Below are 19,604 nucleotides of genomic sequence, written 5' to 3'. Positions count from 1 at the left end.
GCGTGCGATTTGTGAAAACTCTCAATATCGCTGTCGTGGGTTATGGAAACATCGGTCGTTTTGCGGTCGATGCGGTGCGCGAGGCGCCGGATATGAAGCTGGCGGGCGTCGTGCGCCGCGCCGCATCGGTCAAAAAATCCGCCGTGCCGCCGGAGCTCGCGGGCGTGAAGGTCGTGGCCGACGTGGACGAGCTGGGCAAGGTTGACGCGGCGATTCTTTGCGGGCCGACGAGGAGCATTCCGGAAATCGCGCCGCAGTATTTGAAGCGCGGCATTCACACGGTGGACAGTTTCGACATCCACGGCGAGGCGTTGTGGAAATTGCGCCAGTCGCTCGACAAGGCGGGCAAGGCATCGGGGTGCGCGGCGGTGATCTCCGCCGGCTGGGACCCGGGCAGCGACTCGATGGTGCGCACGTTGATGCTCGCGATGGCGCCGCGCGGGATCACCTACACGAATTTCGGCCCCGGCATGAGCATGGGGCACTCGGTTTGCGCGAAGTCGAAGAAGGGCGTGCGCGACGCGCTTTCGATGACGATCCCCACCGGCACGGGCGTGCACCGCCGCATGGTTTACGTCGAGCTTGAGAAGGGCGCGAAACTCGCCGCCGTCGAAAAGACGATCAAGACGGACGACTATTTTGCAAAGGACGACACGCGGGTGTTTCAAGTCGAGAGCGTCGATGCGCTCAAGGACATGGGGCACGGCGTGAACATGGTGCGCAAGGGCGTGAGCGGCAGCACGCACAACCAGTTGCTCGAATTCAACATGCGGATCAACAACCCCGCGCTGACCGCGCAAATCATGGTGGCGTGCGCGCGCGCGGCGGCCACGCGGTTGCGTCCCGGCGCCTACACGATGCCGGAAATCGCGCCAATGGACTTGCTGCCCGGCGACCGCGAGACGCTCGTAAAAACGCTGGTCTGAGGCCGCGCTTTTGGGGCGACCTTTGCCGAATTAAATCGACATAAGTCGATTCACGTCGAGCCCCGCACCGATTTCAACTCCGGCAATGCGCAAAGCCACGCGGCGTCCTCGGGCGCGAGCGCTTTCAGCTTCAGGGCGACCACGGGGTCTTGCGCATTTTTTGTGTGGATCTGTGCGAGGACGGGCCGGTCGCGTCCGGCGGGCTGGTCGATTTCCGTGCGGATGATTTCAGAGAAGCGGATAAAGCGGCGAAATCGAAACAGGGTGACGGTTTCGATGCCGTCGGGACGGATTGTGATGCGCTGCGAAAAAACAATGATGATGACGGCGGCGTAAAGAACGACCGGTATGAGCGCGAGAAAGAGGATTATGGGTTGAAAGCCGCGCTGGTTAAAAAGAACCGCCGCGAGCACGAGCAAGGGTGCCAGCGCCACCGCAAAGGATGCAAGCGGCCGCCGGGAAATTTTTAGTGTGCGCGGGAGATCGGTGGTCATGTGGTAAAGGTTGTCTTGAGGGAGGGAAGGGGCGAGGGCGAATTATTTTGGCTCGGTTTTTTGCGAATGGCGGGCGCATTTAGGGAGATTTTTAAGAAAACATTTTTTGCAAAAAGATTTCAGTTCGTTCTGTGTGTGCGCATTGTGTTGTTGTATAGAGGATTATAAATTTTAAAAAAATCATGCTAAATTTTGAACCCAACTTAATTTTTTGTAACATTTCCTCGACACCTGCTGTCTGAGTTGGCTGTCTCAATGCATCTTGACTTGTTGAGGCAGCAGCGGCGGCTCACCCCGCCAGATTCTCCCTTAATCACTGAAAGAACACCTAACCAAACTATGAACAAGAACATCATCAAAGTTGCCGGTCTGGCTCTCGCCGCCGCTTTTGCTCTCTCGGCTCGCGCCGACGTTGCCATTCACCAGAATGTGAGCGTCTACGGCTACGCCGCAGGTTCCGTCCAATACACGAAGCCCGACAAGGGCAACTCGGATACCGAAATGGATCTCGACGCCGCCAAGATTGGCCTTGCGTTTAATTTCGCTCCCGTCACCGCCAAGATCAGCGTTTACTCCGATGCCGGCGCCAAGGATCTCTACGTCCTCGAAGCCAACGCCACCTACGATATCGGCAACGGTTTCAGCATCACCGGCGGCCGCTTCCAGAGCTGGATCGGTTATGAAGCGTTCGATATTCCGAACTGCAACTTCATCACCTACGGCACGGACGAGATGGGATGGATCATTCCGAACTTCCACGAAGGCATCCGTTTCGACTACGCCCTCGACAAGATGAGCTTCGGCGTCGCGGTTGTTAACTCCGTCTATAATATCGAAGGCGGATACCGCGGTGATGGCAGCCTCAGCGACGGATACGGTGTCGAAGGCCACTTCGGCTACAATGACGGCGCGCTCTCCATCGGTGCCACGCTCGCCTACCAGAACACCCGCGATGATGCTCCTAGTTACAATCCGACCCTCTGGGGCGATACCTACATTGCCGACGTCTGGGCTCAATACGTCATCAATAACAAAACCACGATTGGCGCGGAACTCTTCTACAGCAAGAGCCGTGAAAACTCCAGCGTCAACGTCGAGGACTACTACGGCCTTGTGATGGTTAAGCAGCAGTTCACCGAAAAGCTCAGCCTCGCTGGCCGTGTAAGCATGGGACAGGAGAAGATCAAACTGGGCGCTTCCGGCAAAGGACAATTCTGGAAGGTTTCCGCACAGCCCTCCTACGCTGTCACCCAAAACCTCAGCGTCGGCGCCGAGGTCAGCTACACCAAGTATGAGAAACTCGCGAAGGATCTTTACGGCAAGAGCAAGTGGTTCGCCGGTGTTCAAGCCGTCTTCAAATTCTAATATAATCCCGAAACGGATTAATATTATTCAGCTTTAAGCAGCGAAACCCCGGTGGCGAAAATGCCATCGGGGTTTTGTTTTATGATATATTGACGCCCTGGGAGTTGCGAGAGTCACACAACAAGATTAAAATGACACACAATTATGATAACCCCGATAAACAGTAACAAAACTCCACGCACCACAGACAAAAACACACGCCGCCGCTGGCCGCGATGGGCGCGCATTGTTCGCGCCGTTGCAATCGTTGTGGCCGTTCTCATCTTGGCCGGCTTTTTTGTCGCGCCGCCCATCGCCAAAAACATCCTCGAAGAACAGCTCACCAAGCATCTTTCCACGCCCCGGGTCACGCGTGTCGCGCAAATCGAGCGCGTCCGCATCAATCCCCTCGCGCTCTCCTGCTCCGTCGAGGGCCTTTCCATAACCGCCAGCGGTCGCGATCCGCTCGTCAGTTGGGACAGCCTTCAGGCAAGCCTCGATCTGCGAACGCTGATCTCGCGCGAATGGCGTTTGCGCAAAATCGCGCTCGACGGTTTCGCCGGGCGCGTCGCGATCCTGCCCGACGGCAAACCCAACTTTGCCGACCTGATCCCGGACGAAAAAACCGAGCCGGGCGCGCCCGATGAAAACAAAAAAACCGCGATCCTCCACATCAACGAACTCTCGATCACCAACGCGCGCATCGACTACTCCGACGCCTCGCTGCCGCAACCCTTCTCCACGCAACTCGGCCCGGTCAATTTCACCGCGCGCGATTTCCAAACCGGACGCCCCGACCGCGCGCCGGGCGAGTTTTCCGCGACCACCGAGTCCGGCGAAACGCTCTCGTGGCGCGGCAGCCTCGCCATCGCCCCGGTTTCCTCGCGCGGCGAAATCCGCGTCGGAAACCTCGACATTAAAAAATACGCGCCCTTTTACGGGCACCTCGTTCGCTTCGACGTGACCGACGGCAAGCTCGACATCAACCTGCGCTACGAAGTCGCAACCGACGCGGACGGCGTCGCCATCCGAACCGCCCAAAGCGACATCGCGCTCCGCGACCTCCAGATTTCCGAGCGCGGCAACCCTGTCCCCGCCGTCGGCATCGGCACGATCTCGCTCTCCGAAATCACCGCCGAAATCCACACCGCGCGACCCGCCGCGCCCGTGCTGCGCATCGGGCGCATCGCGTTCGACAACGGCGCCGTCGCGCTGCGCCACGACGCGCGCGGAATCAACCTCGCCGAACTTTTCTCCCCCGCGGCCACCGATTCGCCCGCCTCCGCCACAAGCGCACCCGCCCCCGCCGCGGCACCCGCCCCCGCGCCTGACATAACCGTGGGCGAAGTGGCCGTGCGCGATTTCACCATCAACATCGAAGACGCCACGCTCGACGCGCCGTTGCTCACCAAGGCCGTCATCGACACGATGAGCGCCAAGAATTTCTCCCTCGCAAAACTCGACTCGCCCCTCGCGCTCGAGCTCGCCATGCGCATCGCCGGCGAAGGCGAACTCCGCGCCGGCGGCGAACTCGCGCTCTCGCCAATGCGCGGAAAAATTTCCGCCGAACTGGGCAACCTTCCCCTCACGCTCGCCGACGCGCACCTCGGCCAGTTCCTCAACGCGCGCATCGAGAAAGGCCGCCTCGCCGTCAAGGCCGACGCGACCATTGATCCCGAAAACGGCCTCGCCGTCGCGGGCAGCACGAGTGTCACGGACCTCGCCGTAAAGGACGCCTCCGGCGGCCCGCTTCAATCATGGAAGACGCTCGCCGTGCGCGAAATCTCCTACGCCGAAAAACCCGCCGCAAAAATCGCGATCACCGAAATCGCGCTCGACGGCTCCAGCACGCAAATAAACATCTCGCCGGACGGCTTGCTCAACATCGCCGCCCTCGCCAAGCAAAACGAGCCGCCGCAACCCGCCCCCGCGCCCGCCGAAAAACAAACACCCGCGCCCGCCTCCGCGCCCGCGAAGCCCGCGCCGGCGGCAAGCGAACCGCCCCTGCTCATCACCATCGGCAAAGTCACGCTCAACGAAGGCCGTGTCGCGTTTTCCGACCAGTCAATCGCGCCCGCCGTCAAAATGTCACTCGACGAAATCAACGGCGCGGTTTCCGGACTCTCCTCGGAAAACCTCGCCCATGCCGACGTGGATGTCCGCGCAAAAATCAACGGCGCCGCGCCCGTCTCGCTCACCGGCCGGGTCAACCCGCTCAGCAACGATGTTTACACCGACCTGCGCTTTGCAATCGACCGCGCCGCGCTCGCGCCGCTCAGCCCTTACGCCGGAAAATACGCAGGGCGCACGCTTGCCGGCGGCACGCTCAATATCGATGTGAGCACAAAAGTTTCGAAGCGTTTTCTCGACAGCGCGAATGTCATCACGCTCGACCAATTCGAGTTTGGCGAGCACACCGGCAGCCCCGACGCAACCAGCCTGCCGGTCGGCCTCGCCGTGTCGCTCCTGCGCGATCGCAACGGAAAAATCATCCTCGACGTGCCAATCAAGGGCAGCCTCGACGACCCCGAATTCAAATACGGCCGCGCCGTCCGTCACGCGCTCGCCAACATCATCATGAAGGCCGCCACCGCGCCCTTCTCCCTGCTCACCTCCGTGCTCGGCATCGGCGGCAAATCGGACGGCGGCGCGGAGCTCGACCTTTCCCGCGCCGAGTTCCACGCGGGTGCGAACACGTTGAACGAAGCCAGCCAAAAGAAACTCACCCTGCTCGCCAAGGCGCTTGGCGAACGCCCCGCGCTGCACCTTGCAATCTCCGGCGGCTTCGATGCCGACACCGACAGCGCCGCGCTTCGCAGCATCCGCTTTTCAGCCGACCTGAAACAGGAATACCTGAACGAAAACAGCGGTGGACAAGTCTCCGCCGGTTCCACCGACGCATTGCAACTCGCGCCCGCCATCGAAGCCCGCCTTGTTGAAATCCTTTACCGGAAAAAAATCCCCGCGGCGGAACAAGCCCGCGCCGAAACGCCGCCGACACCCGAGGCGATGCGCGCGCAACTGCTCGAAACAATCCGGATCGACGACGATCAGTTGAGCCAACTGGCCGCCGCGCGCGCGGAATCGGTGAGGAGTTTCCTTATTGGTAAAGGAGTCGCGGAATCACGCGTCACCCTCTCCGGCAAACCCGCCACCGGCGCGCTCGCGAGCCTGGAGTTGCGGTGAGGCGCGCTACGAAACCAATTCGTCCATAAGCCGGCGCACGCCTTCGCTGGCGCCGGTTGCGATGTGGCGCACGTTTGGGCGCCCCGAGGTTGTTGCGGGATCAATCAGGTAAACCGGCGCTCCCGGCGGCACATGGTCGATGAGGCTCGCGGCCGGATACACGACGAGCGACGTGCCTATGATTACAAAAAGATCGGCGCGTTCCGCGAGTTCGGCGGCGGGGCCGATCATTGGGACATCCTCGCCAAACCACACAATATGCGGACGCAGTTGCGAGCCTTGCGGGCATTTGTCGCCGATCTCAATATCGCGATATCCGATGTCGATGACATAGTTGCCTTGCTCGCCGGGACCCGCGTGCGTGCCGCGCGCCTGCGTGAGCAAGCCATGCAAATGAAGCACGCTTTTCGAACCCGCGCGCTCGTGCAGGTCGTCCACGTTTTGCGTGATGATATGCGCGTCAAAATGCTCCTGCAACGATGCGAGCCCGATGTGGCCCGCGTTGGGCTCGACCTGTTCGAGTTTGCGGCGGCGCTGGTTGTAGAAATCGAGCACGAGCGCGGGATTGCGCCTCCACGCCTCGGGCGTCGCGACATCCTCGACGCGATGCCCCTCCCACAAACCGCCGGCGTCGCGAAACGTCGGGATTCCGCTTTCCGCGCTCATGCCGGCGCCGGTGAGAACAACAAGGGTTTTTTTCATGCGGACAAAATGGCCGCGCGTGGCGAGGGCTGCCAAGTCTGCTTCCGCAAAGCGCGCGATTTTTATTGAAGGCAGACCTGGCGGTCTGCGTCGTGGCGCGCGATGAAACGGGAAAAGATTATCCGATGCGTTTCACAAAATCGGCGAAACCGCCCGCCTGTTTTTCGAGTCGTTGCACAAGTTCGGCGGACTTGAGTTTTCCGGATTCGTCGAGCTCGTTAAAAATGCCTGGAATGAATACGCGGGCGGGAAAAATGTGCGCGTTGCGATAGGCAAAAATTTGCGTCAACTGCTCGACGGAACGAAGCGCCCCCCACATGCCCGCCGAGATGCCGGTGAAGGTGACCGGCTTGTGCTCGAAGCTCTCGGGAAATGGCAGCATGTCGATGAAGTATTTCAGCGCGCCGGGAAACGAGCCGTTGTATTCCGGCGTGATGATGTGCAGGCCTTTCGCATCAAGGATGCGTTGTGAAAACGGAGCAAACGAGGCGGGTTTTTCGGTGTAGGAGGCGGGCGAAAAAATCTCCGCAGGAATCTCCGCGATGTCAAAAATCCGCGCGGCTGCATTGTGTCTTTTATAAATTTCCAAAATTTGCGCGGCAACTTTGCGACTATTGCTGCCGGGGCGATTGGTTCCACTAATTATTTCGATCATGCTGTATATATTGCACAGAAAATCGTGATAATCAATTTCGGCACGAAGATAATGCCCGCTGTCCGGACTGGCGGCGCGATACTAATCGCCGGGTTGGATTGCGCGGGCGGAGATTACAAAATTTCCCAACATTTGTAATGACAAGGGGATTTACTTTTTGGCGCGCTGAAAGGCAGCATTTACGCGATCAATCTTATCGCGCAAAAATTCACCTGATTTTCACAATAACATTAACCGTAATATACAATGACCACACGCAACCTCGTTCGTATTATTATTTCCACATTCGCGCTCGCGGGCGCCATTTTCGCATTTGCGGGCTGCTCAACCCCGGCGGGTCAGACCGCGCAGCGTGGGCAAAAGGAAACCGACCGGGTTGCCGACGGCATCAACGCCGCCGACAGCACCGTGAACAAAGCTGCGGACACCACCGAGAAAGTTTCCAAGACCGCCAGGCGGTTGTTCAAGTAAACCCGCGGTCGCCCCGGCGCCGCCCTATTCCCCGTCCTTTTTGCCCTCATGCTTGGCGCGTTCCTTTAGCGCCTTGTTGATCGCGTTGATATCGAATCTTTCGGCGTCGTATTCGGGGCCGAGCCATTCGATCCACTCCTGGCCGATCTCGGTGTGCGGTTCCTTGATGCACGCGAGCATGTCGTTGTAAGCCTCCACACCGCCGCAATCCTCCGGCGGACCCGCGCGCTCGCCCGCGACGCACGTCGGAGGGGAGAAATTCTTTTTGCAGGGTTCCGTCTTCTCAACCTGCAACTCCACCGTCCATCCCTCGCCGAAATGATAGCGGTAAAGCGCCATCCCCGCCGTTGCCAGGCCGACGTCCGCAAGCGTCACATCGCGGTCATCCTCAATGACAATATTGTCACGCTTGAACGGGTTTCCATAACGCGTGTTTCCAATGGCAAACTCATGCGTTTGGTAATCGAACCAGTCGAACGCGATCTGGATGGCATCGTGCAACTGGTGCAGCCACATCGATTCGCGCACGGTCAGGCACCGCCAAATGAGCGGCTCGCACCCCGCCACGCGGGCAAGCAGAACCAGCGCCCGGTCGTTGGGTTTCTTTTCGGCTGGCGCGCCGTGTTGGCCGTCAAGGGTTGAGATCATTGCGTTCGGAAAAAATTGCTCCCGTTAGAAAACCAGCCTCGCGCCGCCGGGCAAATCACAAATCGACGCAAGTAAGTTTTGGGACTTTGGGAAACCGCCGTTCCTGATCGCGCGCATGTTTGCGGGACGTCGCCTTGCGGCGCACCCGGCCGGCCGCAAAAAAAGCGCGGCTGTGTGGTGCCGCGCTTTGTGTTTTTATCCTTGGGAATATCTTACTTGAACATCCCCAGCACCACGTCCGGCCAGATGCCTAAGGCGATGGTCAGGGCGGCGGCGGCGCGGGCGATGAGCGTGCTTGCAAAGCCGCAAATTACACCCGATGTTGCCCGCATGAACGCGACACTTTCCTCCGAAATAGCACGCCTCACCGCCGGGGAAAAGCTCGCCCTCATGGAAGAGTTGTGGGACGAGCTTTCCGCAAACGAAAACGTCATTCCCATTCCAGCATGGCACAAAAACGCGTTAGCCGAGGATCAGGCGCGTTATGACGCAAATCCGACGGAAGGCGCGGAATGGGATGAGGTGAAAGCGCGCATTACCCGCAAGCCGTGAAACGCATTGTCCGCATAGCCCCCAATGCGGAAGCCGACCTGCGCGTCGCGTTTGACTGGTATGAGCAGTGCGATGCCGGCCTCGGTTTTGCATTTCTACAAGCCATTGAAACGAAACTCGCCGAGCTTGCCCGCGCGCCGCAACTCTTTCGCAAGCGTGCGGGCGCATACCGGCTCGCGACAACGAGGCGCTTCCCCTACGGCATTTATTTTATCTGGGACGAGACCTCGGACACGATTTCGGTAAGGCGGGTGCTGCATTTCAGGCAAAATCCCCGCGCCGCTGATTTGTAAGGCATCTGTTTCTTACTTGAACAATCCCAGCACCACGTCCGGCCAGATGCCTAGGGCGATGGTCAGGGCGGCGGCGGTGGCGAGGGCGATGACTGTGCCCAGCGGGACGCGAATCTTTTCCGTTGAGGCGGATGTGCCGGCGGTGGCGTTTGTCACGAGCGCGGCTTTCAGGATGACGAGATAATAGTAGAGTCCGACGGCGCTCATGGCGATGGCGAGGAAGGCCAGCCAGCCGGCGGGGGACATCAGGCCGTTCAAATAGAGCGCGGCGGCGAAGAGATAAAATTTTCCGAAGAAGCCCGCGAGCGGCGGAATGCCGGCGAGCGAGAGCACGCAGACAAAGAGCACGAGCGCCAGGAACGGGCTGCGTTTCCACAGGCCGGCGAGGTCGCTGATGCGCTGGCAGGGCGCCGTGCGTTCGATCGCGGCGAACACGCCAAACACGCCGATGGTCGCGATGCCGTAGGTGAGCGCGTAATAAAACAGCGGGCCCGCCCCTTCGGCGCGCACCGCGATCACGCCGAGGAGCATGATGCCGGCGTGCGCGATCGCCGAATACGCGATCAGGCGGCGCGCGTTTGTCTGCGCAAGCGCGGCGATGTTGCCGAGGAGCATCGAGGCGGCGGATATGATTATGACCACCATTATCCATCCGGCGGGGCCGCCGAAATTGATCGCGTCGCCCGACACGGTTCCGAGTCCGCTGAAGAGCAGGCGCGCGAAAAACGCGAAGCCCGCCAGCTTCGACGCGGAGGCGATGAGCGCGGCGGCGGGCGCGGGCGCGCCTTGATAGACGTCTGGCGCCCATTGGTGGAAGGGCGCGGCGGCGGCCTTGTAACCGAAGCCGACGAGCACCATCACGAGCGCGACGAGGAGCAGCGGGCTCGGGCCTTGCACGGCGAGCGAGCGCGCGATTTCGGGCAGCACGATCGTGCCGGTCATTCCGTAAATGAGCGAGAAGCCGAAGAGCATGAACGCCGCCGCCATGCCGCCGAAGAGGAAATACTTGAGGCTGGCCTCGGCGGAGGCGCGGCTGGTTTTGTCGAAGCCGGCCATCACGTAGAGCGAGAGGCTCGCGAGTTCGAAGCCGAGAAACGCGATGAGCAGGTTGTTCGACACCGCCATGAGCGAGAAGCCCATCGTGGCGAGGAGCTGGATGGCAACGTATTCGGCGGGGTGTTTGAAATGCGGAGTGCGGAGTGCGGAATGCGGAATGGAACCGGCGATGAGCAGGAGCGTGAGCGCGGACAGGCCGAAGACGCCCAGCCGCACGCCGTGCGCGAGCGTGTCGTAAACAAACGCGCCGTGAAACCAATACGCCGCGTGGCCGACGGGCGGCACGTTTGTGTGGAGCGTTTGGAAAACGGCGGAGGCGAGCGTCACGATTCCGATGAGCACGGCGACGCCGCGTCGCGCGCAATCGGACATGCGGCGCCCGAAGGCCATGTCGTAGCCAAGCGCCAGCAGCAGCCCGAGCGTGAGCGCTATTTCGGGGCGCAGGGCGTAAACGAGTTCGGCGTAGTTGATCGTCGCGTTCATATTACAGGCCTCCTTTCAGTGCGTTCATCGCGGCTTGGAAGGCGGGCGATTCGAGTGCGGGATTTATCCAGTTCAAAAGCAGTCCGGGTTTGACGCCGATGATGATCATCGAGGCGACGAGGATGAGCGCGCCGATTTTTTCGGGCCACGTTATGGGAGGAAAATCATGCGCGGCGCGCGCCTTCTCCTGACTCCTGACTCCTGGCTCCTGGCTCCTTTCAAAAACATTCGCTTTTCCGAAGAACGAAACATGCACGACTTTTAGCGTGAACGCGCCGGCGATGAGCACGCCGCACGCGGCGACGAGCGTCCAGATGTGCGAGGTTTTCCACGCACCGACGAGGATGCTGAGCTCGGCGGGGAAACCGCTGAAGCCGGGCATGCCCATCGAGGCGAGTCCGGCGAGCACAAAGACGACCGCGGCGAAAGGCATCAATTTGTGCAACGGCATCGCGGTGAGGTCGGCGAGGTTGCGCGTGTGCGTGCGCTCGTAAACCATGCGTCCGACGACGGCGAAGAGCAGTCCCGCGATGATGCCGTGCGAGAACATTTGCAGCACCGCGCCGCCGAGCGAGGCGAGGTTTCCGGCGGCGAGTCCGAGCAGCACGAAACCCATGTGGCTGACCGACGAGTAACCGATGACAAATTTAAAATCCTCCTGCACGAGCGCGACCAGCCCGGCGTAGACAATGCCGATCACCGCGAGCCATCCGATGACGGGCGCGAACGCGGCGTAGCCTTCCGTGAAGAGCGGGATGGCCACGCGCAGGCATCCGTAGGCGCCCAGTTTCATGACGACGCCGGCGAGCAGCATTGACGCCGCCGTGGGCGCGGCGACGTGGCCGGTGGGCGCCCAGGTGTGAAACGGAAACATGCCCGCGAGCACCGCGAAGCCGGTGAACACGAGCGCGAACATGCCGAGTTGTTGCGCGTGCGAAAATTGCGCGGCCACTTGCGCGATCACGGAAAGCGAGAACGAGGGCGCGTAGCCGTTTGCCTTGAGGATCGTCGCCGCCGAGGCGAACGCCCACAGCAGCCCGGCCATGACGAGCGCGCTGCCGATGAACGAATAGAGCACGAGCTTCATCGCGCCGTATTCGCGGTTGGTGGAGCCCCATTTCGCGATGAGGAAGTATTTCGGCACGATGGCGATTTCGTAGAAGACAAAAAGCACGAACGCGTCGGCGCTCAGGAACACGCCGTAAACGCCGCCGATGAGCGCGAGGTAGAGCGCGAAAAACTCGCCGACGTTTTCCTCGATGTTCCACGAAAACAAAATGCCCGCCACGGACGCGATGCCGGTGAGGACGACGAGTGTGAGGCTGATGCCGTCGGCCGCGAGGTGGTAGCTGACGCCGAGCTGCGGAATCCACGGCACGTTGACGAGGGTTTGCAGCGCGGGGCCGGGTATGAAGTTGAAAGCCGCGAACGCGGTGACGCCGAGCGCGGCGAGCGAGAACACAAGCGCGGTGACGCGCGCGGCGCATTTGCAGCGCGCGCCCGCGATCAGCGCGACAAACGCGCCGGCAAACGACAGGTAAATGGTCCAGGGAAGAAGCGACATGAGTCGAAGAGTGAAAGGTGAAGTGTGAAGAGTGAAAAAATTAAGGCAGGCTGGAGATGCTGGTTGTCCATTGGGCGACCAGCGGGTTGAAGAGCGCGGCGAGCACTTGCGGGACGATGCCGAGCACGAACATCAGCGCGATGGCGGGCACGAGAGGCGCGATTTCGCAGCAGGAAAGATCCTTCATCTCCATCCCCTTGACGTTTTCGCCGACCGGGCCGTGGAAAACTTTTTGCCAGAAGGTTAGCAGGAAAAGCGCGGTCACGAGCAGGCCGAGTGTCGCGGCGGCGGCAAACCACGGCGCGAGTCCGAACACGCCGCGGAAGATCAGGAACTCGCCCGCGAAGCCGTTGAGGCCGGGCAGGCCGAGCGAGGAGAACATCGCCACGCCGCACAGGCCCGCGAAGACCGGAGCGACTGCGCGCAAGCCGCCGAAATCGCCGATGCCGCGCAAGCCGCCCGAGCGTTTTTCGAGCAGCCCGATGCAATAGAAGAGCGCGGTGGCGGAGAGGCCGTGGTTGAACATTTGCAGAATCGTGCCGCTGAGCGCGGACGACACCGCGGCGTCGTGGGTTGTCCGTCCCGCCACGCGCGCGACGGCGAAGAGCGCGAGCAGGCAGTAGCTGAGGTGGTTGACCGACGAATACGCGATCATGCGCTTGAGGTCGCGCTGGCGCATCGCGGCGAACGCGCCGAGCACCACGCCCGCGAGCGCGAGCACCATCAGGCAAGGCGCGGCGGCGGCCAGTTGCGCGGGAAAGATCGGCCAGAGGATTCGGATGAATCCGTAAACGCCCATTTTTGAAAGCACGGCGGTGAGAAACATCGACGTGCCGGCGGGCGCCTCCGCGTAGGCCGAGGGCAGCCAGGTGTGGAAGGGGAACAGCGGCACTTTCACCGCGAGGCCGAGGAGCACGCCGCCAAACACGACGCCGGGCCAGATGCCGCCGATCTCGGCGAGCTTCGCGACGAGCGTGCCGTCGGCGCCGAGTTGCGCGAGCGCGGTGAAATCGAGCGTGCCGGTGGTGGCGTAGAGCGCGGCGAAACCAAACAGCATGAACGCGCTTCCGCCCATCGTGTAGATGACAAATTGATACGCCGCGCGCGTGGCCCTGGCGGCGTTTGCGCCGAACATTTTGATGAGGAAAAACGCAGGGAAAAGGCTCAGCTCCCAGAACAGGAACCAGAGGAAAAAGTCCTGCGCGAGAAACACGCCGAGCGACGCGCCCTGGAGGAGGAGGAAGAGGACGGGGTAGAGATTCGATTCGCGCGTGGCGGGCGCGACGCGCCATGAGGCGACGAGCGCGGTGGGGCCGATGATGCCGGTGAGGAGCACGAGCACGAGCGAGAGTCCGTCGAGGCCGAGCGAGTAGCGGACGTTGAGCGAGTCGATCCACGAGTGCGTTTCGGTGAGCTGGAGGCCGACGGCGTCGGGGTTGAATCCGCCGGGGAGCACGATCGCGGCGATGGCGTAGATGATCGTCGAGAGCGAGAAGACGACCGCGCCGGCGCGCGAGACGGCGTTGGGTTTGCGCGGATGATGCAGCGCAACCAAAAGCGCGCCGACCCACGGCGTGAAAATGATGAGAGAAAGAAGCGGAATGGAGTTCACGGAAAATGCGGAGTTGTTTTGGTTCGACTTAAATCGACTCAAATCGAGTTAAGTCGATTTAAGTCGAGGCGATGAGGATTACGATTGCGATGAGGCCGGCGAAGCCGAGGGCCATGGTGCGGAGGTAGCCGTGGGCGTCGCCGGTTTGGGCGCGGCTGTATGCCTTGCCGGTTTTGCGGAGGTCCTCGCTCACGGTGTCGAAACCGCCGTTGAGGGTGTTTTCGTCGAACTCGCGGTTCACGCCGCCGGCGAACAGGCCGAGGCCGCCGATCAGGTTTATGAGGCCGCCCCAAACATGGCGGTCGAACGCGTCGGAGAGCCACGCGATTGCGTCGAAGAGGCGCCCGAAGGTCGCGGCGTAGAGTTCGTCGAAGTAAAGGCGGTTGGCGAGCGCGGTCCAGAGCGCGGGCGCGGCTTTTTCGAGCGGGTCGAGTTCGCCGGTGGTGTTGCGTTTGCGCAGGAAATAATAGAGCGCGCAACCGACGCCGATGCCGAGCGCGACGAGCACGATGGACGTGATCATGAGGCCGGGTTCGGAGAAGATGGAGTGACCGTGGATCTTGTCGGCGGGGATGCCCTCGAGCATCGACTGGAGCCAGGGCCACGCGGGCGTGCCGAGGAAACCGAGGCCGATTGCGCAGACGGCGAGGAGCACGAGCGGCAGGGTCATCGCGGGGCTGTTTTCATGCGCGTGTTCGGAGGCGTGCGAGCGGGCCTTGCCGAGGAAAACTTCGCACACGAGGCGCGTCATGTAGAACGCGGTGAGCACGACGGCGACGAGCGCGACGTAGAATGGCAGTTGCGAGACCGTCCAGCCGTGCGCGGCGTGGAGGATGCCTTCCTTCGACCAGAAACCGGAGAAGAGGAACGGCACGCCGGCGAGCGCCATCATGCCGATGGCGAAGGTGGCGAAGGTGATTTTCATGCGCGGGGCGAGTCCGCCGAGATAACGGATGTCCTGCTCGTGATGCGCGGCGTGGATGACGCTGCCCGCGCCGAGGAAGAGCAGCGCCTTGAAAAACGCGTGCGTGAGAAGATGGAAGATCGCCACGGGCCACGCGCCGACGCCGATGGCGAGCATCATGTAGCCGAGTTGGGAGACGGTCGAAAACGCGAGGATGCGCTTGATGTCGTTTTGCGCCACGGCGACAACCGCGCCGAAGAGCGCGGTGATCGCGCCGATGATGGCGACGACGGTGAGAGCGTGGATATTTGGCCAAACCTCATTATTTATAAGACCTGATTCAGTCTGAATTGCTGTAAAAATATGGGTTGCTTGATCATAAGCGAGTAACGGATATACCCGCGCCATAAGAAATACACCAGCGGCAACCATCGTTGCTGCGTGAATGAGGGCAGAAACAGGAGTAGGTCCTTCCATTGCGTCAGGAAGCCATACGTGCAGCGGAAACTGACCGGATTTTCCCACCGCACCGCAAAAAATAAGGAGTCCAACTGCAGATGTCGCAATAAGGCCGCAAGGCAATACAGTATAGGCGAGCGTGATGAGGTTGGTGGCATCAAGAAAGCCTCCGCCGTCTTCCGTGTAGAACAGCAGCGTGCCGCTTGAATTGTAGAGCCAGCAGATGCCGATGAGCAGGCCGAGGTCGCCGATGCGCGTGGTGATGAAGGCTTTTTTCGCGGCGGCCGCGGCGGCGGGTTTTGTGAAACAGAAACCGATGAGTAGATACGAGGCGAGCCCGACGAGCTCCCAGCACACGAAGAGGAGAAGCAGGCTGTTGGAAACGACGAGGCCGAGCATCGCGGCGGCGAAGAACGAGAGGTAGCAAAAAAACTTCGCGGCGTTGGCGTCCTCCCTCATGTAGCCGGTGCTGAAAATAAAAATGAGCGAACCAACAAACGTAACCATCACGAGCATGAACGCGGTGAGCGGGTCGTTGATGAAACCGAGTTCGAGCGTGGTGGCGCCGAAATCGAGCCAGCGGAAATTCCAAGTGTCGTGAGCGGCGGGATTGGCGAGCGCGCCGCGGAGCGCGAGGCACGAGAGCACAAATCCGGCGGCCATCGAGAGGATCGCGGAGGCGGAGGCGATTTTGCGCGAGCTGCCGCCGCGCGGGAGGAATGTCCCGATTGCCGCGGAGATGAGCGGAAGCAACGGAATGAGCCAGATGTATTTTGCGGAAAGCATGAAGAGTGTTTTGGAAATTTTTCTCGGAGTTAATTAACCACGGAGAGCACGGAGGAGCACGGAGAGGAGGAAAAGGAGACAGGTTGCATGAGTTAAATTCTTCATGGGTTTGGCTCTGTGTTTCTCCGTGTTCTCCGTGGTTGATTGGTTTGAAAAATCAGCCTTTGAGCTGGTCGGCGTCTTGCAGGCGCACGTTTTTGTAGTGGCGGTAAACGGCAATGATGAGTGCGAGGCCGACTGCCGCCTCGGCGGCGGCGACCGCGATCGAGAAGACCGCGAAGATGACGCCGGCGTGCGGGTTGCTCGCGAATTGCGGCGAGAAACGCCAGAAGGCGATGAAGTTGATGTTGGCCGCGTTGAGCATCAGCTCGACACCGAGAAGCACGAGGATGGCGTTGCTGCGCGAGAGCGCGGCGGCAAGGCCTAGCGCAAATAGCAGCGTCGAAAAAATCAGGCAGAGGTGAAGGGCGCTCATGAGGAAAATGTATAATTTAAAATGTATAATGGATAATGGCGCATGCGTCGTCGGTTGCTTTTTCGGATTAGCCGGAGGCCTTCTCCTGATTCTTCATTTTTCATTCTTCATTTTTCATTAGCTTCTCTTCATGAGAAGCGACAACGACGGAGCCGAGGAGCGCGACGGTGAGGAGCGCGCCGACGATGAGGATGGCGGCGGCGTATTGGCCCATGAGTTCGAGGCCGATCGCGCGCATGTCCACGACGGGCGCGGCGGCGCGCGATGATGTTTGCGGCAGCTCGGTGCCGAGGATTCCCCAGACGACGGCGAGCGCGACGAGCCCGGCGGAGGCGACACCGGCGACCGCGCGCATCGAGGGCGTGACGGTGGTGTCAACAACGCTGACGGGCGCGCGGCGCGTGAGCACGACGCCGAAGAGAACGATCATCGAGATGGCGCCGACATAAACGAGCACTTGCGCGAAGGCCACGAATTGCGCGTCGGCCCACAGGTAAAACGACGCGATGCCGATCCAGCTCACGACAAGCAGGAGCGCCGCGCGGATGATGTTTTTCAACGCGAGCGCGACCGCCGCCGAGCCAAGGGTGGCAATGGCGATGAGGATGAAGATGAGAAGCGAGAGGGACATGGAAGAATTTTTGATTTTGGATTCTCGATTTTCGATTGCGCGCTACCGCGCGGATTTGAATGCGAAGCGGAACAGTGGTTTTAAAATCCAGAATTTCATAAGCGCGTTAATCTTACTTGAGGTCGGTTGGCTGATGGTTAGGTCTCGCGACGTTGGGCGCCTTTTTGAAGGCTCGATATGGACGAATGCTTCGGCAGGCCCAGCCCAACATCCATTACCCCGCCTTCGGGCGGGGTTCCTTTTTCGGATGTGTTGCGGAGCGGTAGCTCCACAATCGAAAATCGAGAATCAAAAATCGAAAATTTCATTGCGCGTATTTGTATTTTCTCGGGCCGAGGCCCTTGCTCATGTGGCGGCCGATGAGGAGGAAGGGCACAAACTCGAGCGCGAAGGCGCCGGCCCAACGGACGAGTTGCAGCGGGCCCGCCCAGTCGCCCGTCCGCATCCAGAACGCAACGACAACGAGGTTGACGAGCGAGAGCGGCACGAGGAGCTTCCACGCGAAACGCATGAGCTGGTCGATGCGCAGGCGCAGAAGCGTGGCGCGTATCCAGATGAAGAGGCACATCATCATGAAAAGTTTCACCGGGAACCAGATGTAGGAGGGGATGAATTGCAGGAATTCGCAGGGCGCGTTCCAGCCGCCGAAGAAGAGCGTGATGGCGAGCCCGGAGAGGGCGAGCATGCCGAAATACTCGCCCATGAAGAAGAGCGCGTATTTGAATCCTGAATACTCGGTGAGGTGCCCGGCGATGATTTCGGACTCGCCCTCGGGAAGGTCGAACGGACAGCGGTTCGTCTCGGCGAGCGCGGCGATGAAAAAGATGATGAAGGCAAAGATGCCCCAGGGCGTGAGGATGTTCCATTGCGGGATGATGCCGCCGAGCGTCCAGGAGCTTTGCCCGGCGACGATGCCGGGGAGCGAGAGCGTGCCGGCGGCCATCACGACGGACACGGAGATGAGGAGCAGCGGGAGCTCGAACGAGATGAGCTGCGCAAGCGCGCGCATGGAGGAGATGAGCGAGTATTTGTTATGCGACGACCAGCCGGCCATGAAGATGGCGAGTTCGGAGGCGGCGCCGGCGGCGAAGAAATAGAGCACGCCCGCGTCGAGGTTGAGCGCCGTGAAATACGGTCCGGCGGGGATGATGGCGAGCGTGAGCAGGCCGAAAAAAACGGTGGCGCAGGGCGCGATGAAGTGGAGGACTTTGTCGGCGGTCGCGGGGACGATGTCCTCCTTGCAGATGGCCTTGATGGCGTCGGCAAAGGGCTGGAGCAATCCGCACGGACCGGTGCGGTTGGGGCCGGGGCGGTTTTGGAAACGTCCCAAGCCCTTGCGCTCGGTGACGGTGATCATCGCAAAGAAGAGCCCGTAAAATGTGAGGATGACAACGATGGCGAGGAGCGCGGTGACGAGCCAGTGCAGCCAGGGCCAGGCGGGAAGGAGGCCGAGTATCCAATCGTGGATGCGGACGGGGAGGCTTTCGGCCCGGCGAGCGAAGGATTCAAACCAAATTGTGGCAGTGAAAGGGTTCATGCTTGGAAATGCTTATTTGGTTTCGGGTGTGGTGGGTTTGGCGGGGGCCGGCGCGGGCGCGGGAGCGGGGGCAGACTTGGCAGTCTGCGCTGCGTCGGCGGGGGCGGCGGGAGTTGCTGCTGCGGCTTTCGCGGCGGCGGCCGCTTTTGCAGCAGCAGCGGCCTTGGCGCGCTCCTCTGCCTTGCGTTTTTCCTCGGCGAGGCGGGTGTCCACTTCGGTTGCGTCGACCGGGTTGATTTCGTGGAAGTAGGTGTTGGGTTTCGAGAGTTGCTCGCGGTGCATGAGGAGCGGCTCGTAACGGTTGCGCACGGCGATTTCGTAAATGTTGTCCATCTTTATCGAGTCGAAGGGGCACGCCTCGACGCAGATCTGGCAGCCCATGCACACGCTGTAATCGATGTCGAAGATGCGCGGCTTTTTCATGACCTTGCCCTTTTCGTCGCGCTCGGGAACGATGTAGATGCACTGCGGCGGACACTCCTTTTCGCAGATGCGGCAGGCGACACAGCGCAGTCCGTCAACCGGGTTGTCGCCGTCGTAAACGAGGAACGGGAAGCTGCGCGAGGCGGGCGGGAGCTTGGCGCGCACTTCCGGATACTCGAGGGTCGTCAACCGCTCGGTCGTGAAATAGCTGCCGACGAGATTTTTCGCCGTTATATAAAAACCTTTGAGTATGCCTAAGCCGAGCATGGTTAAAAAAGGGCTGAAAGCCTGAAGGGCTGAAGGCTGAAGGCCGGAATGGCTGCCTCAGCGCGGTGGGTTGTGGTTATTGTGATTTTGAAAAGAGTCATGTTTGCCGTGGTTTTATCTCAGCCTTCAGGCTTTC

The 19,604-nt window shown here is 60.7% G+C and carries 18 protein-coding genes; 6 read left to right on the top strand and 12 right to left on the bottom strand.

Annotation, left to right across the window (positions count from 1 at the left end):
• Positions 1-11: 11 nt before the first annotated feature.
• Entirely contained in the window at positions 12-926 is a 915-nt protein-coding gene (locus M2103_RS05410) for a diaminopimelate dehydrogenase (RefSeq protein ID WP_277509231.1), read from the top strand.
• Between the two features lie 50 nt (positions 927-976).
• Here M2103_RS05410 and M2103_RS05405 read toward each other — a convergent pair whose 3' ends face one another.
• Entirely contained in the window at positions 977-1,420 is a 444-nt protein-coding gene (locus tag M2103_RS05405) for a hypothetical protein (protein WP_277509229.1), read from the bottom strand.
• A gap of 339 nt (positions 1,421-1,759) precedes the next feature.
• Between M2103_RS05405 and M2103_RS05400 the strand changes: the two genes are divergently transcribed.
• Positions 1,760-2,785 (top strand): outer membrane beta-barrel protein, encoded by a 1,026-nt coding sequence (locus tag M2103_RS05400; protein WP_277509228.1) that lies wholly within the window; start codon positions 1,760-1,762, stop codon positions 2,783-2,785.
• A gap of 264 nt (positions 2,786-3,049) precedes the next feature.
• A complete protein-coding gene (locus M2103_RS05395) occupies positions 3,050-5,950 on the top strand; it encodes a DUF748 domain-containing protein (protein ID WP_277509227.1) in 2,901 nt (966 codons plus the stop codon).
• 6 nt (positions 5,951-5,956) lie between these two features.
• On the opposite strand, the gene M2103_RS05390 is transcribed toward M2103_RS05395, so the two are convergent.
• On the bottom strand, positions 5,957-6,652 hold the full coding sequence (locus tag M2103_RS05390) for an NAD-dependent deacylase (protein ID WP_277509226.1): 696 nt from the start codon (positions 6,650-6,652) through the stop codon (positions 5,957-5,959).
• Positions 6,653-6,770: 118 nt separating this feature from the next.
• Positions 6,771-7,307, bottom strand: a complete 537-nt coding sequence (locus M2103_RS05385; RefSeq protein ID WP_277509225.1) for an NAD(P)H-dependent oxidoreductase — start codon at positions 7,305-7,307, stop codon at positions 6,771-6,773.
• 246 nt (positions 7,308-7,553) lie between these two features.
• On the opposite strand from M2103_RS05385, the gene M2103_RS05380 reads away from it, so the two are divergent.
• A complete protein-coding gene (locus M2103_RS05380) occupies positions 7,554-7,778 on the top strand; it encodes a hypothetical protein (RefSeq protein WP_277509223.1) in 225 nt (74 codons plus the stop codon).
• 24 nt (positions 7,779-7,802) lie between these two features.
• Here the strand turns inward: M2103_RS05380 and M2103_RS05375 are convergent, their stop codons facing one another.
• Positions 7,803-8,426 (bottom strand): plasmid pRiA4b ORF-3 family protein, encoded by a 624-nt coding sequence (locus tag M2103_RS05375; protein WP_277509222.1) that lies wholly within the window; start codon positions 8,424-8,426, stop codon positions 7,803-7,805.
• A 78-nt stretch (positions 8,427-8,504) separates the two neighbouring features.
• On the opposite strand from M2103_RS05375, the gene M2103_RS05370 reads away from it, so the two are divergent.
• A complete protein-coding gene (locus tag M2103_RS05370; protein WP_277509221.1) occupies positions 8,505-8,978 on the top strand; it encodes an addiction module protein in 474 nt (157 codons plus the stop codon).
• Positions 8,975-9,271: a type II toxin-antitoxin system RelE/ParE family toxin gene (locus M2103_RS05365; protein ID WP_277509220.1), complete on the top strand. Its 297-nt coding sequence runs from the start codon at positions 8,975-8,977 to the stop codon at positions 9,269-9,271. The genes M2103_RS05370 and M2103_RS05365 overlap by 4 nt, the downstream gene beginning before the upstream one ends.
• A gap of 12 nt (positions 9,272-9,283) precedes the next feature.
• Here M2103_RS05365 and M2103_RS05360 read toward each other — a convergent pair whose 3' ends face one another.
• The 8 genes from M2103_RS05360 to M2103_RS05325 all read right to left on the bottom strand — a co-directional run bounded on the left by M2103_RS05360 (position 9,284) and on the right by M2103_RS05325 (position 19,468).
• Positions 9,284-10,810: an NADH-quinone oxidoreductase subunit N gene (locus M2103_RS05360; protein ID WP_277509219.1), complete on the bottom strand. Its 1,527-nt coding sequence runs from the start codon at positions 10,808-10,810 to the stop codon at positions 9,284-9,286.
• Between the two features lies 1 nt (position 10,811).
• Positions 10,812-12,374 carry an NADH-quinone oxidoreductase subunit M gene (locus M2103_RS05355; protein WP_277509218.1) on the bottom strand — a complete coding sequence of 521 codons (1,563 nt, stop codon included), beginning with the start codon at positions 12,372-12,374 and terminating at the stop codon, positions 10,812-10,814.
• A 40-nt stretch (positions 12,375-12,414) separates the two neighbouring features.
• Entirely contained in the window at positions 12,415-13,986 is a 1,572-nt protein-coding gene (locus M2103_RS05350) for an NADH-quinone oxidoreductase subunit M (RefSeq protein WP_277509217.1), read from the bottom strand.
• A gap of 58 nt (positions 13,987-14,044) precedes the next feature.
• On the bottom strand, positions 14,045-16,135 hold the full coding sequence (locus M2103_RS05345) for a proton-conducting transporter membrane subunit (RefSeq protein ID WP_277509216.1): 2,091 nt from the start codon (positions 16,133-16,135) through the stop codon (positions 14,045-14,047).
• Between the two features lie 157 nt (positions 16,136-16,292).
• Positions 16,293-16,610, bottom strand: a complete 318-nt coding sequence (gene nuoK, locus M2103_RS05340) for an NADH-quinone oxidoreductase subunit NuoK (protein ID WP_108824384.1) — start codon at positions 16,608-16,610, stop codon at positions 16,293-16,295.
• Between the two features lie 100 nt (positions 16,611-16,710).
• Positions 16,711-17,241 carry an NADH-quinone oxidoreductase subunit J gene (locus tag M2103_RS05335; RefSeq protein WP_108824383.1) on the bottom strand — a complete coding sequence of 177 codons (531 nt, stop codon included), beginning with the start codon at positions 17,239-17,241 and terminating at the stop codon, positions 16,711-16,713.
• A gap of 304 nt (positions 17,242-17,545) precedes the next feature.
• On the bottom strand, positions 17,546-18,778 hold the full coding sequence (gene nuoH, locus M2103_RS05330) for an NADH-quinone oxidoreductase subunit NuoH (RefSeq protein WP_277509214.1): 1,233 nt from the start codon (positions 18,776-18,778) through the stop codon (positions 17,546-17,548).
• Positions 18,779-18,790: 12 nt separating this feature from the next.
• Complete coding sequence (locus tag M2103_RS05325; RefSeq protein WP_277509213.1) at positions 18,791-19,468, bottom strand: 4Fe-4S dicluster domain-containing protein; 678 nt, start codon at positions 19,466-19,468, stop codon at positions 18,791-18,793.
• Between the last annotated feature and the right edge of the window lie 136 nt (positions 19,469-19,604).

The organism is Ereboglobus sp. PH5-5 (genome assembly GCF_029504805.1).
Lineage (GTDB): Bacteria > Verrucomicrobiota > Verrucomicrobiia > Opitutales > Opitutaceae > Ereboglobus.
Note: the sequence above shows the minus strand (reverse complement) of the source record. Positions and strands in the feature narration are given on the sequence as shown.